12 protein-coding genes are annotated in these 14,074 nt (G+C 48.3%); 7 read left to right on the plus strand and 5 right to left on the minus strand.

The genetic code is table 11. The features are described from left to right. Window positions 1-333 precede the first annotated feature (333 nt). Window positions 334-1,497: an acetyl-CoA C-acyltransferase FadA gene (fadA, locus tag ACLR2L_RS13605; RefSeq protein ID WP_413368734.1), complete on the minus strand. Its 1,164-nt coding sequence runs from the start codon at window positions 1,495-1,497 to the stop codon at window positions 334-336. Window positions 1,498-1,517: 20 nt separating this feature from the next. Continuing rightward, window positions 1,518-3,668: a fatty acid oxidation complex subunit alpha FadB gene (gene fadB, locus ACLR2L_RS13610; RefSeq protein WP_413368736.1), complete on the minus strand. Its 2,151-nt coding sequence runs from the start codon at window positions 3,666-3,668 to the stop codon at window positions 1,518-1,520. A gap of 396 nt (window positions 3,669-4,064) precedes the next feature. Here fadB and ACLR2L_RS13615 point away from each other — a divergent pair, with 396 nt between their 5' ends. From ACLR2L_RS13615 to ACLR2L_RS13625, 3 genes are read left to right on the plus strand one after another with little or no spacing between them, the layout of a single operon-like run. Then, window positions 4,065-6,032, plus strand: a complete 1,968-nt coding sequence (locus ACLR2L_RS13615) for a transglycosylase SLT domain-containing protein (protein ID WP_413368738.1) — start codon at window positions 4,065-4,067, stop codon at window positions 6,030-6,032. A gap of 48 nt (window positions 6,033-6,080) precedes the next feature. Continuing rightward, entirely contained in the window at window positions 6,081-7,400 is a 1,320-nt protein-coding gene (gene pepQ, locus ACLR2L_RS13620; protein WP_140960473.1) for a Xaa-Pro dipeptidase, read from the plus strand. Between the two features lie 15 nt (window positions 7,401-7,415). Further along, the gene (locus tag ACLR2L_RS13625; protein WP_140960475.1) at window positions 7,416-8,138 is read left to right on the plus strand and encodes a ZIP family metal transporter; all 723 of its coding nucleotides are present in this window, start codon (window positions 7,416-7,418) and stop codon (window positions 8,136-8,138) included. On the opposite strand, the gene ispB is transcribed toward ACLR2L_RS13625, so the two are convergent. After that, window positions 8,135-9,106: an octaprenyl diphosphate synthase gene (gene ispB / locus ACLR2L_RS13630; RefSeq protein WP_413368741.1), complete on the minus strand. Its 972-nt coding sequence runs from the start codon at window positions 9,104-9,106 to the stop codon at window positions 8,135-8,137. The two genes, ACLR2L_RS13625 and ispB, sit on opposite strands and share 4 nt — an antisense overlap. Window positions 9,107-9,577: 471 nt before the next feature. Here ispB and rplU point away from each other — a divergent pair, with 471 nt between their 5' ends. The 4 genes from rplU (at window position 9,578) to folA (ending at window position 12,004) form a co-directional block, all read left to right on the plus strand. Further along, window positions 9,578-9,889: a 50S ribosomal protein L21 gene (gene rplU, locus ACLR2L_RS13635; RefSeq protein WP_073325414.1), complete on the plus strand. Its 312-nt coding sequence runs from the start codon at window positions 9,578-9,580 to the stop codon at window positions 9,887-9,889. 15 nt (window positions 9,890-9,904) lie between these two features. After that, window positions 9,905-10,162: a 50S ribosomal protein L27 gene (gene rpmA, locus ACLR2L_RS13640; protein ID WP_070176396.1), complete on the plus strand. Its 258-nt coding sequence runs from the start codon at window positions 9,905-9,907 to the stop codon at window positions 10,160-10,162. A gap of 156 nt (window positions 10,163-10,318) precedes the next feature. Next, window positions 10,319-11,482 carry an Obg family GTPase CgtA gene (cgtA, locus tag ACLR2L_RS13645; RefSeq protein ID WP_140960479.1) on the plus strand — a complete coding sequence of 388 codons (1,164 nt, stop codon included), beginning with the start codon at window positions 10,319-10,321 and terminating at the stop codon, window positions 11,480-11,482. A gap of 15 nt (window positions 11,483-11,497) precedes the next feature. Next, window positions 11,498-12,004 carry a type 3 dihydrofolate reductase gene (folA, locus tag ACLR2L_RS13650; protein WP_255439287.1) on the plus strand — a complete coding sequence of 169 codons (507 nt, stop codon included), beginning with the start codon at window positions 11,498-11,500 and terminating at the stop codon, window positions 12,002-12,004. 52 nt (window positions 12,005-12,056) lie between these two features. Here the strand turns inward: folA and ACLR2L_RS13655 are convergent, their stop codons facing one another. Then, window positions 12,057-13,328 carry a sensor histidine kinase gene (locus ACLR2L_RS13655; protein WP_413368744.1) on the minus strand — a complete coding sequence of 424 codons (1,272 nt, stop codon included), beginning with the start codon at window positions 13,326-13,328 and terminating at the stop codon, window positions 12,057-12,059. After that, window positions 13,328-14,074, minus strand: a 747-nt coding sequence (locus tag ACLR2L_RS13660; RefSeq protein WP_413368746.1) for an HD domain-containing phosphohydrolase, incomplete at its 5' end; no start/stop codon positions are given. The genes ACLR2L_RS13655 and ACLR2L_RS13660, both read right to left, overlap by 1 nt.

The raw sequence follows: 14,074 nt of genomic DNA on the forward strand, positions 1-14,074 counted from the left end.
ACTTCATATATAACCTGACTTGTTTTTCTGTGATGTGATTTCCCGACACGCCATTCTCCTCGAATTGTCGTGTCGAACCTTAACAGAACAACCGGTCAAGATAGTTGTCGCTCAACCGTTCAAGTTAATTGTCGCTCTATACACTAAGCGCATGTTTTATAGTAGAAATTAACGTTTTGCAAAGTAAATACCTGGTCAGATTTGTAACCATTTATTACCTGCAGGAAAATTGAAACTATTAGTGTGAAATTGCTGGAAATAAATGGGAAACAATTGGTTTGGATATGAAAAAGGGGCATAAAGCCCCTTTTAATTGTGTTTACACTGTGAGGGTTACACGCGTTCAAAAATGGTTGCGATACCCTGACCCAAACCAATACACATGGTAGCCAAACCAACAGATTTATCGTTTGCTTCCATTAGGTTAATTAGCGTAGTGCTAATCCGTGAACCAGAGCACCCCAATGGGTGACCCAATGCAATGGCTCCGCCGTTAAGGTTAACTTTCTCATCGTACTTTTCCAGCCAGCCGAGCTGTTTAATACAACTTAGCGCTTGTGCTGCGAAAGCTTCGTTGAATTCGGCTAACTCAATGTCGTCCATTGTCATGCCTGCACGTTTCAGTGCTTTTTGCGTGGCAGGAACCGGTCCAAAGCCCATAATAGCGGCATCACACCCAGCAACACCCATAGACTTAATACGAGCGCGCGGTGCAAGGCCAAGCGCTTTGGCGCGATCTGCAGACATCAGTAACATTGCGGATGCACCATCAGAAATTGCTGATGAAGTTCCCGCGGTTACGGTGCCATTTACCGGATCAAATACCGGGCGCAGTCCCGCCAGTGTTTCAACCGTTGTCTCCGGGCGAATTACTTCGTCGAAGTCGATTAACTTTAATACACCGTCTTCATCGTGGCCTTCAGTGGCAACGATTTCGTTTGCCCAGCGGCCTTCCAGATGCGCCTGGTGTGCGCGCTGGTGAGAGCGGGCACCAAATGCATCCTGCATTTCGCGGGTGATGCCATTCTGACGGCCAAGCAACTCTGCTGTCATGCCCATATTGCCCGACGCTTTCGCCGTGTATTTTGCTAATCCAGGGTGGAAATCCACATTGAATGTCATTGGCACGTGGCCCATATGCTCAACGCCACCAATCATGTAAACGTCGCCCTGACCAGTCATGATGCCCATAGCTGCATCGTGAAGCGCCTGCATAGACGAGCCGCATAAACGGTTAACTGTCACTGCAGCGGTGCTGCGAGGAATATCGGTAAGCAACTGGGCATTACGCGCAATGTTAAAGCCCTGCTCTTTGGTTTGCTGAACACAGCCCCAGATGATGTCTTCAATTTCGGTAGGATCAACACCTGGGTTTCTAACCAACAACGCGCTCATCAAATGCGCGGATAGGGTCTCTGCACGTACGTTGCGAAATACGCCACCTTTTGAGCGACCCATTGGGGTACGAATACAGTCGATAACTACAACTTCTTTCATGTTCTATTCTCCTAAGGTGATTAAGCGAAGTAAGATTTACCGGCAGCGGCCATTTCACGAACGCCATCTGTAATTTGGTAAATCGGCCCAAGGTGAGCGTACTTGTCAGCAAGTTCAACGAAGTTCGCTAATCCCATAGTTTCAATATAACGGAAAATACCACCGCGGAATGGTGGGAAGCCCAAGCCATACAGCAGCGCCATATCAGCTTCTGCCGCACTCGCTACAATACCTTCTTCCAGGCAACGAATGGCTTCGTTAGCCATCGGGATCATCAGGCGAGCGATGATTTCCTCGCTGGTAAAGTCTTGTTTGGCTGCAGCGTTTGGCGTAATTAATTCATAGGCTTCTGCAGCCGCTTCTTTAGACGGACGACCGCGCTTGTCGGTGCCAAAGTTGTAGAAACCTTTGCCGTTTTTCTGTCCCAGGCGCTTCGCACTAAACAGTAGGGTTACCGGGTCATTGGCAATCTTCTGCATGCGCTCAGGGATCCCGTCAGCCATTACTGATGCTGCGTGATCAGCCGTGTCCATACCTACAACATCAAGCAGGTATGCCGGGCCCATCGGCCAGCCAAATTGTTTTTCCATCACTTTATCTACGGCAACGAAATCTGCACCGTCTAAAAGTAACTTAGAGAAACCAGCAAAGTAGGGGAAAAATACGCGGTTAACCAGGAAGCCCGGACAGTCGTTTACCACAATTGGCGTTTTACCCATTTGCAGTGTGGCAGCAACTACCGCAGCAATGGTGTCGTCAGTGGTTTTTTCACCGCGAATAATTTCTACCAATGGCATGCGATGCACTGGGTTGAAGAAGTGCATACCACAGAAGCGCTCTGGCTTTTTAAGGCTTTCCGCCAGTTGGTTAATCGAAATGGTAGAGGTGTTTGAACAGATGATCGCGTCTTCGCTAACATGTTGTTCGGTTTCCGCCAGTACAATGCTTTTAACCTTCGGGTTTTCTACAACAGCTTCAATAACTAAATCTGCATCTTTGATGGCGCTGTATTCAAGAGTAGGGGTAATAGCATTCAATGTCTTCGCCATGACTTCAGGCGTAACCTTACCACGCTGCATACCTTTGCCCAGGATCTTGGCGGCTTCTGATAACCCTAAATCCAGTGCTGGCTGAGCGATATCTTTCATCACTACTGGTGTGCCTTTAACTGCACTTTGGTATGCAATACCGCCGCCCATGATACCAGCACCCAGAACGGCATTCTGCTTGATGGCCTTGGTTGATGCCTTGGCCAGCTTTTTACCTTTGCCTTTTACCAATTGGTCTGCCAGGAAAATACCGATTTGCGCTTTGGCGGCGTCAGTTTTCGCCAGCTTAACAAATCCCTGATTTTCAAGAGCCAGCGCACCCGTGCGGTCAAGTACAGAAGCATTCTTAACGGTTTCTACCATCATATGCGGCGCAGGGTAGTGTTTACCTGCCTGAGCAGCTACAAACGCCTGTGCAGTAGAGAAGCTCATCATCGCTTCATTTTTGTTTAGCTTAAGTGGAGAGGTTTTCGCTGCGCGACGGGCCTGCCAGTTGATTTTGCCCGCTGCTGCATCGGCAACCATGCTGAATGCTGCACTTAGCAATTTGTCTGGTGCTACAACGGCGTCGACCGCACCTTCTTCAAGTGCTTGCTGACCTTTGCGATCTTTACCGGTTGTCATCCACTCCAGCGCATTATCTGAACCGATAATACGGGGTAAACGCACTGTGCCACCAAAGCCTGGCATCAGGCCCAGTTTAACTTCCGGTAAACCGATAGCCGCAGTCGTGTCAGCAACGCGCAGGTCGCAGGCCAGTGCCATTTCGCAGCCGCCGCCCAAAGCGAAGCCATTAATGGCGGCAATGGTAGGCACAGGAAGATCTTCAAAGCGATCGAAAACTTGCGAGGTTTTACTTACCCATTCCAGTACTTCTTCTTCTGGTTGGGCGAACATACCGGTAAATTCAGTGATGTCGGCACCTACGATAAAAGCAGGTTTTCCACTGCGAACAACGACACCCTTGATGTCGCTGTTGCCAGCAATGGCCTGGGTCGCTTCATCCAGCTCATTAATTGTTTGACGGTCAAATTTATTAACTGAGCCAGCTGCATCAAATACCAGTTCAGCAAAACCGTTATCTAACAGTTTTACCGTTAGATTTTGGCCTTCATAGATCATTATTGTCTCCTTTCCGCGAAACGCATGAAGTAAAATTGTAGGGAGGCGCGTACTAGTTATAGACCCTGATTCTTTCCAAAGCAGAGAAAAATTTCAACTATAATTCAAACAAGTGTTTCAATTTAACGGAGTATATGGTGGCAACTGGTTTAGTTTCAAGCTGTTACCGCGACATTTAATTTATTTATAGATATGTATAGCATCATCATCAGACACACTTTCAAAATAAATTCCCAACCCTGTATGCTGTGCATTGTCTACAATTTTAATGTGATTCAACGTTTATGCCCCTTGTGTAAGGGGAAGTCCATTATGATGGTGTAACAAGGGACGTAATATTCAATTCATTATTCGATGCAATGTCGAACAGTTTAGCCATGTAACGAGGGAATGGTTGTGCGTAATAGAAGGTGGCGCTACGTTTTAGTGTTCAGCTTGAAAGTGTTAAGCGGATTAGCCATGTTTGCTCATGCCGGGGATTCGCCAGACCCCAAATTGCTTGCTCAGCGCGAACAGTTTTTGCTATTGGAAAAAAACATTGAGGTTATGCAAAAGCGTGATCCCAAAGGATTAGATACTGAGTTAGCATCACTGAGTGATTACCCCCTCTTACCTTATCTGACACTGCAAACGCTGTCAGAACGATTAGCCAGTTTGCCGGTCTCAGACGTTGATCGCTTTTTTTCCCGTTATGCTGGTACTCCGCTGGAAACAACGTTGCGAAAGCGTTGGCTCACTGAGCTGGCCAAGCAGTCTTTAGGCAAGCAGTATATCGATGCTTATCAGCCTCACTTGGGCACTGTTTACACCTGTCATTATTTGAATTTTCAGTTAGCAGAAACCGAGAATCCAGCGTTTTGGCTGGAACAGGTTAACGATATCTGGTTATCGGGCCAATCTCGCCCGGATGAATGCGATCCTGTGTTTAAATTGTGGCGACGTGCCGGAATGATGACCATTGATATGGTCATGGCCAGGGCAGAGCTTGTGGCTAAAGAAGGCAATACTCAGTTACTGGGTTATCTGCAAAGCCGTTTACCCCAAACACATCATTATCTTATTGGCCTGTGGCGGCAAATTAAGCGCAATCCGGTAACGGTTACCCGGTATCCTAGTTTTCCACTCAAATACACAGAGTATGAATTGCCGGTAATTTATTATGGGATAACCCGATTGGCCTGGCAGGATCCCAACAAAGCGATTCGTGCTTTTTCGGTATGGCAGAAGAAAATCGAATTCAGCGAGCCACAGCTGCAACAAATCTATCGGGCCATTGCAATTAGCCTTGCCATTGATAACGACGAGAAAGCGATGGAATGGTTGGCTAAGGCCAATGTGCCAGCGGCTGATTCGGATGTGAGGCACTGGCATTTGGCCTATATGTTGCGTCAGCACGACTGGCAGGGCGCACTTGGCGTGATAGACAGTGCGCCAACTCAGGAGCAGGCCGATGAAGCGTTTCGTTACTGGCGTGCCAGAGGGATTGGTGAGCTTGATGCCAGTGCAGCGCAAAGTCAGTTGTTTGGTGAGCTGGCCAATGAACGAAATTACTACGGTTTTCTGGCTAGCGCCAGGCTGGCAAAGCAGCCAGATCTGGCCACGCAGCCATTAACGGTAAGCGATGCCTTGCTGGCTAAAGTGAGTTTATATCCTGCGGTGAAGCGCGCGAAAGAATGGTTTGAACTTAGCCGCTATGTTGAAGCCCGTCGGGAATGGTCTTATCTGAATAAAAAACTGAATAAAGACGAAAAGCAAGCTGCAACCATGCTGGCCAGTAACTGGGGATGGTACGATCAGGCTATCTTTGGATTTGCCCGCACCGGCCATTTTGATGATGTGGAACGCAGATTTCCATTGGCATTTGCCGATCAGTTTCAACAACAGGCATCGCAGCATAAGGTTGATCCTGCCATGGCCATGGCCATTGCCAGACGAGAAAGTTCATTTATGGTTGATGCCGTATCGCCGGCAGGAGCCCGTGGATTGATGCAACTAATGCCCGATACCGCGAATTACCTCACGTCCTCGCGGGTTGGCAGTAACACGCTGTTTGAACCCGATAAAAACGTGTCGCTGGGGATCCAGTATTTAAAATATCTCAATGACAAACTGGGAGAAAACCCGGTGTTGGTAACCGCATCTTACAATGCCGGCTGGCAACGAGTGATGCAATGGCTGCCCGCGGAAGGCGAACAACCTTTGGATGTGTGGATTGAAAACATTCCGTACCGGGAAACCCGACACTATGTTAAAGCGGTAATGGCCTATCGCTATATCTATCAGAAGCAACTTGGACAGTCTTCCGATTTGTTTGATACTTTGAGTCGCATGAAAGTGTCGGCAGACAGCCTGACTTTACCCTGATGGCGTGATAGTGTTAGCCGGTAAAACTATTCCAAAAAAAGAGGCACTATGACAGTTCAAGTTGACCGCTACGCGGCACATATCGAAACCTTGCAGGAACGCACCCGTCAGGCGATACAGCGGGAAGGGATCGACGGCCTGGTGATCCACTCCGGGCAAAGCAAACGATTGTTCCTCGACGACAATCACTATCCGTTTAAAGTCAATCCGCAGTTTAAAGCCTGGTTACCCGTAGTGGATAATCCAAACTGCTGGCTAGTGGTGAATGGTACCGATAAACCAAAACTGATATTTTACCGCCCACTGGACTTTTGGCATAAAGTGCCACCCGAGCCTGACGCATTCTGGACCGATTGTTTTGACATCATTATGCTTAAACAAGCTGACATGGTTGAGAAGCACTTACCTTTCGACAAATCGCGTTATGCCTATATCGGCGAGTATATTGAAGTAGCCCGGGCACTGGGATTCGACAACGTGAACCCAGACCGGGTATTACACTATTTGCACTACCACCGCTCCTTTAAAACCGACTATGAGCTTGCGTGTATGCGCGAGGCTAACCGAATTGCAGTGGGGGCACATAAGGCCGCTGAAGCTGCCTTCCTGGCCGGTGAGAGTGAGTTTGGGATCAATCTGGCATACAACGCTGCTGCGCGGCAAGGTGAGAACGATGTGCCTTACACCGGGATCGTTGCGCTAAACGAGCATGCCTCTATTCTGCATTACATGATTTACGACACGGTGGCACCCTCTGAGCATCGTTCGTTTCTAATCGATGCAGGGGCCAGTTGTCATGGCTACGCCGCCGATATTACCCGCACATATGCCCGGCAATCAGGTGCGTTTGCCGACCTTATTACAGAAGTGGATGCATTAACGGTTGCCCTGATTAATGAGCTGAAACCCGGTGTGCCTTATCCCGTATTGCAAACGAAAGCCCATGACGGTATTGGTCGTATCCTGCAACAGGCGGGTATAGTGAATCTGTCTGCTGAGGATTGTGTGGCAGAAGGGATCACGAAGACGTTTTTCCCACACGGAATTGGTCATTTCCTTGGCTTACAGGTCCACGATGTAAGTGGATTAGTGTCTGACGATCGCGGGACGCCATGTCCGGCACCTGAAGATCATCCGTTTTTGCGATGTACCCGCACCGTGGAAGCCCAACAGGTCTTTACGGTAGAACCTGGATTGTATTTTATTGATTCACTACTGGCTGATTTAAAAGCAAGTGAGCAGTCAAAGTTTATTAACTGGGATACCGTCGCCGCCTATAAACCATTCGGTGGTGTACGCATTGAAGATAACGTGATTGTGCACCGTGATCGCAACGAAAACATGACCCGTGAAGCAGGTCTGGAATAGGCCTGTTAATCATTCATGGCTGAGCCCGCACTGGTATCCCTGCTGTTAATTGCCCTGTGTGCTGGGCTTGCCATGCCTGCCGGGGCATTACTGGGATGTTATGAGCGGGTTTTTCCCGCCTGGTTAGACGAAGAGCTTCGGCATGGCATTCTGGCGATGGGGGCTGGCGCATTAATGTCAGCAGTTGCCCTGGTATTGGTGCCAGAAGGTATTCATGCTGTGAGCATTCCCGCTGCCAGTATAAGCTTTCTCGCCGGTTCGCTGGCATTCATGTGGGCGGATATCTGGCTGGCTAAACATCAGTTTTCGGCAAGTCAACTGGTGTCAATGTTAATTGACTTCATTCCCGAATCCGTTGCTCTTGGCACCGCAGCAGCTATTGGCAGCGGTAGTCTCTTGTTAGGTGTTCTCGTGGCTGTACAGAACTTTCCTGAAGGCTTTAACGCTTATCGCGAGTTAAAAGACCAGGGGCATTTCAGCAACCGTCGTATCATTGGTCTGTTTACGCTTATGGCGTTTAGTGGCCCTTTGATGGCGCTTATGGGGTTTTACTGGTTGGCAGACTATCCGGCCGTGGTGTCGTGCATTATGTTATTTGCCGCTGGTGGTATTCTGTATTCGCTATTACAGGATATAGCGCCGCAGGTGAAGATGGACAACCACTGGGCGCCACCGTTAGGTGGCGTACTGGGATTTATGATTGGTCTGCTGGGCTATATGTTAGAGCGGGGCGGTTAACTGTTTCTGTCTACCGCAATATGTGCCAGGGCAATTAATGCCTGCTTATAATCGCTTTCGGGGATTGCCGATAGCGCAGTAATGGCTTTGTCGGCTTCTTCATTTGCTTTCTGACGAGTGTAATCTAGCGCACCGGTTGATTTCATTACTGCCAGTATACGGTTTAAATGCGGTAAACCGTTGGCTTCTTCAATCGCTTCGCGGATCAGTGCCGCATCGTCTTCATTCGCGTGCCACATTGCATACAACAGTGGCAAGGTAGGCTTACCTTCGGCTAAATCGTCCCCGGCATTTTTACCCATGGCTTCGGCATCAGACTCATAATCCAGCAGGTCATCTGCTAACTGGAATGCTGTACCCAAATGCTTGCCGTAATCCTGCATGGCGCGCTCGATGGTGTCTGGCTGAGCTGTGATCACGGCAGCCAATTGCGTAGCAGCTTCAAACAAGCGTGCTGTTTTGCCGTAAATGACGTCGAAATAACTGGCTTCCGTCGTGTTGGGGTCGTTGCAATTCATTAATTGCTGCACTTCGCCCTGGGCAATACGGTTGGTAGAATCCGACAGAATTTCCATTACCCGCATACTGTTCAGACTTACCATCATTTGGAATGAGCGTGTGTACAGGAAGTCGCCAACCAGCACGCTGGCCTGATTACCAAATAGCGCGTTGGCGGTTTCTCTGCCGCGGCGCATGGTAGATTCGTCAACCACATCATCGTGTAATAGCGTAGCAGTGTGAATAAATTCAACAATAGCGGCAAGGGTATGATGCTGTTGAGACTGTATGTTGAGCGCGCGGGCTGCCAGCACGGTAAGCAGGGGCCTTAATCGTTTGCCGCCACTGTTCACAATGTAAAAGCCCAGTTGATTAATAAGGGCAACGTCTGAGTCAACCTGTTGCTGAATCAGTTTGTTGACTGCCTGCATATCAGATTCTGCAAGCGCCTTGATTTGCTCTGTATTCATAATGGTAAGTAGCCGTCCGGGACTCATCCTCAACTGGCAGCAGATTGTACATAAATAAACGCTCGTATCCAGTGAATAACGGGAATAATGCGCTTACTGGTGTGAATTATACCGTAAAACGTGTCACTAACCCCTTTTTAACATCATGGTAAACAACGATAAGACCATGGAGTCGATTAGCCGTTGTGTGTCTGTATTTAACCAGCGAAAAAGGCATAAAAATGTTTACCTTGATGTCAATAAATTAGCTGGCTAGCTTGTTGAAATACTGTATTATTCGCAGTCTGAATGGCCCGAAAAAAAACGTGTCTTATCATTAAAATCAACGGTTTTGAAACCTTTAAAACATTTAGCTCGAAAAATAATCTTTTTTTCGCATTTGTGGGGTTGTGATCGTTTAGTGATTCACGTACAATTCGCGCCCTGTTTTAGAAATGATGAAGCGCACATTGGCGCAGAGCGGAGAAAGTTATGTACGCGGTTTTCCAAAGTGGTGGTAAACAACACCGTGTGGCCGAAGGTCAGACCGTTCGTCTTGAGAAGATCGAAGTTGCTGCAGGTGAAACTGTAGAATTTGACAACGTATTAATGGTTAGCAATGGTGACGACGTTAAAATCGGCACACCATATGTAGCCGGTGGTAAAGTGACTGCTGAAGTGGTTACACACGGTCGTGGCGATAAAGTAAAAATCGTTAAGTTCCGTCGTCGTAAGCACTCGCGCAAGCAAGCGGGTCACCGTCAGTGGTTCACTGAAGTGAAAATCACTGGTATTAACGCATAATAGGAGCATAGACACATGGCACACAAAAAGGCTGGTGGTAGTACCAAAAACGGTCGTGATTCAGAAAGCAAACGCTTAGGTGTTAAGCGTTTCGGTGGTGAGTCTGTGTTAGCTGGCAACATTATTGTTAGACAACGCGGTACCAAATTCCACGCTGGTAACAACATGGGTATTGGTAAAGACCACACCCTGTTTGCTCTTGCTGACGGCAAAGTTAAGTTCGAAGTAAAAGGACCTAACAACCGTAAGTTCGTGAGCATTGTTGCTGAATAAGCGCAATCGTTGATCGATTTAAAAAACCCCGCGCTTGCGGGGTTTTTTGTTGTAAGGCTCAGCAGTTCGTTGAGATATGGCCTGGATAGGCGCCATTTAGTCCTATCGTGTAAAATGCAGTACAATTAACGTCTAGGGTTCGTTCCGGGGAAAAACATGAAATTTGTAGATGAAGCTGAAATTCGGGTGGAAGCTGGAGACGGTGGTAATGGCACCATCGGCTTTCGTCGCGAGAAATATGTTCCCAGAGGCGGCCCGGATGGTGGCGACGGTGGTGACGGCGGCAGTGTTTACCTGATGGCCGATGAAAACCTGAACACCCTGATCGACTACCGTTTTGAGCGCTTTCACCGCGCCGAACGGGGTCAAAACGGCCAGGGTGGCAATTGTAATGGCAAAGGCGGTAAAGATCTCGTCCTTAGCGTACCCGTTGGAACCCGAGCAACGGATGCTGACACTCTGGAAGTGTTGGGCGATCTCACCAAGCATGGTCAGAAAATGAAAGTGGCACAGGGCGGCTATCACGGATTAGGCAATGCGCGTTTTAAGAGCAGTGTTAACCGGGCGCCACGACAAAAGAGCGATGGCACACCAGGTGAAATTCGCAATCTTAAGTTAGAGCTAATGCTGTTGGCTGATGTGGGTTTACTTGGGTTGCCAAATGCCGGTAAATCTACGTTCATTCGCTCCGTGTCTGCGGCTAAACCTAAAGTGGCCGATTATCCATTTACCACCTTGGTACCCAACTTAGGTGTTGTGCGCCAGGATTCTCAGCGCAGCTTTGTTATTGCCGATATTCCCGGCTTAATTGAGGGCGCAGCAGAAGGCGCGGGTTTGGGAATTCGCTTCCTTAAGCACCTTGAGCGCTGCCGTGTTTTGCTGCATCTGGTCGATTTAATGCCTGCCGATCAGTCTGATCCGGTGGAAAACGCCAGAACAATTATTCATGAACTGGAGAAATACAGTCCTAAGTTGGCAGCGAAGCCACGCTGGTTAGTCTTTAACAAAATTGATTTGTTGTTGGAAGAAGAAGCTGACGCGCTGTGTAATGACATTAAGGATGCGCTCGAATGGGATGGTCCAACGTACCAGATTTCTGCTTTTCAGCGCCTGAATCTCGACCCATTGTGTTACGACATCATGAATTACCTGGAAAATCTGCCTGCCGACGTTGAAGCAGAAGATGAAAGGAAGAACGTTGAGTTTTCTTGGGATACGCACCGTAAAGTCCCCACTGATGATTTTGATTTTGACGACGATGACTGGGATGACGAAGACGACGACGATGATCATGACGTCGAGGTTATATACCGTAAATAAAGGTAAGGGCGGGGTATGGCAGAGGTAAAAATAGCAATGATTGCGGCTATGGCGAATGATCGGGTGATTGGTGCCGATAACGCTATGCCCTGGCATCTGCCAGCAGATCTGGCCCATTTTAAACGCGTTACACTGGGCAAGCCTGTCATCATGGGGCGTAAAACCTATGAGTCAATTGGCAGAGCGCTTCCCGGGCGTTTGAACATTGTGATCACCCGAGATAGCGGCTACGCATTGACCGACGCAACGGTAGTAACCAGTCCTGACGCCGCTCTGGCGCTTGCATCTGAACAGGATACTCAGGAAGTGATGATTATTGGTGGTGGCAATATTTACCAGCAATTTTTATCAATGGCTGACACCTTGTACCTTACCTTTATTGATTTGGATGTGGCTGGCGATACCCGCTTTCCCGATTATCACGAAAGTGGTGAATGGGCATTGGCAGACGAGCAGAGCATGCAGCCTGACGAAAAGAACCCCTATTCGTACCGCTTTGTAAAATTAGTCCGATTGAAGTAACGTTACTCTGCCGTATTCCTCTTTGTTCTCTACACGATTGCGTAACACCTGGTTACGCAGTGTATTCTGAAACGGGGATCTCAATAATAAATCGCGCGCCATCCGTGTAAGTCGGATCAAAGTACAAGTCACCCTGTAACTTGTTTTGCGCTAATTCTTTAGCTATCGACATACCCAGTCCGCTACCGTCCTCGCCTCGTCGTGTTGTAAAGAACTGTTGGAAAATCAATGGCTGATGGGCTTTAGGAATGCCAACACCGTTGTCGCTATAGATCACCTTGAGGACGCTTCGCTCGCTGTCATAGTCACTCGACACACTGACAACCGGTGACTCAATCCCCTGAAAAGCGTGCTTTACAGAATTAAAAAATAAATTGGTCATGATTTGCGATAAGGCACCAGGTACATTCTCGGTGATGGCTGCTTGAGGCAGCGCAAGACGTAGTTTGATCCCATGGCGTTTTAATTCTGGCCCTAGACTGGTGGCAAGCCCTTTGATCCGTTCTGATATATTAAATTTGATCGTATCCTGCGCAGCCTGGTCAACGGCCGTTTTCTTAAACCCGTTTACCAATTCAACCGCCCGGTGAATGTTAAAATCCAGTAAGGTACAGACCTCGGCACAGCTTGCCATAAAGTCCTTGAACGATGTTTCTGTGAGTGTGCCACTAATAAATTGATCGTTGAGAGCGTTTACCTCGTCAGTTAGGTGCGACAAGCCGGTAACGGCAACACCCAACGGGGTATTTATCTCGTGTGTTACCGATGCAACAATGCCGCCTAGCATGGCCAGTTGCTCGGTTTTAACCACCTGTTGCTTCATATCCTTAAGTAATTTGAGGTAATCCTGATTTTGACGTGCAATCGCGCAATGTAAGAACACACGCGCCAGCTTTTGCAGGGGCAGCAGATCAAAGTTATTCGGCAGTCCAGGTTCGCAAACCAGTAAACACAGGATGTCAGTATTGTGATCAGATACCAGTGTAGTGCTGCCTTTTGTTTTAAACAGCAGATGATTCTGTAGCACTTCACCATTGGGTAAATCACTGTTTCGGCCAACATGGGTTACCGACTGGTCGCGCACTAATTGAGCAAACTCCGGTGCTAACGACAGTGGCAGCAGGGTATCGCGATAACAATTCTCGTTGGTGTCGCGATAAACGGGTTGCAAAGAGGCGTCTAAGCGACCAAGCCACATACCAAAAGCCGTTGTGCCCGCAGCATCGGTAATGATGTCGGCAATGATTTTGGCACAGTGGACTGTTTCTCCCATTTTAACTTCAGGGCTGAGCGCCAACTCTACAATACGGGATTGAACATCCATTATTCTTCTCCTGCGTCGGGGAATGCCTCTCTGATTTGCCAAAATTCATCGAAGTTATTGAGCAGAATATCAACCAGCCGAGGTTCAAAGTGCTTCCCACGCTCCTCGATTAATATTGCTTTAATCCTGTCAGTGGTCCAGGGCTCCTTATAGCATCGGCGAGAACCCAGGGCATCAAACACGTCAGCCAGCGCAGTGATTCGACCTGCGAGCGGTATAGCTTCACCTGCCAGACGATTAGGGTAGCCTTGTCCATCCCATCGCTCGTGGTGGGTACGACATATCTCCGCCGCAATTTTAAGGATGGGCTTTTTCGAATTACGCAATATTTCGTAGCCGATTTGTGCGTGGGTTTTCATTTGTTCCCATTCTTCCGGTTCCAATTTTCCCGGCTTGTGTAAAATGCCGTCCGGTATGGCTACTTTTCCCAAATCATGAAGCGGCGCACCGCGTTTAATCAGCAGTGATTCGTGTTCGTTTAATCCATAGAGGGAGGCGAGTTTATAGCTGATAAGCGACACGCGCTTAACGTGAGCACCCGTTTCCTTACTACGCATTTCCACTGCGTCACCCAGTAAATAAACCAGCTCGCGCTGTGTTTCTATTACGTCTTCACTCATCAGCAGATTGTCGTAAGCCAGCGCAACATTGATACAGTAAATCTCTAAAAACTCTTGCTGGCTGCTGGATAGCTCCCCTTGAGTGTCTATATACAGCAGGTTCTCGTTACCTTTGTCGGTTTGTAG

Source organism: Alteromonas sp. AMM-1 (assembly GCF_047290655.1).
Classification (GTDB): Bacteria; Pseudomonadota; Gammaproteobacteria; order Enterobacterales; family Alteromonadaceae; genus Alteromonas; species Alteromonas mangrovi.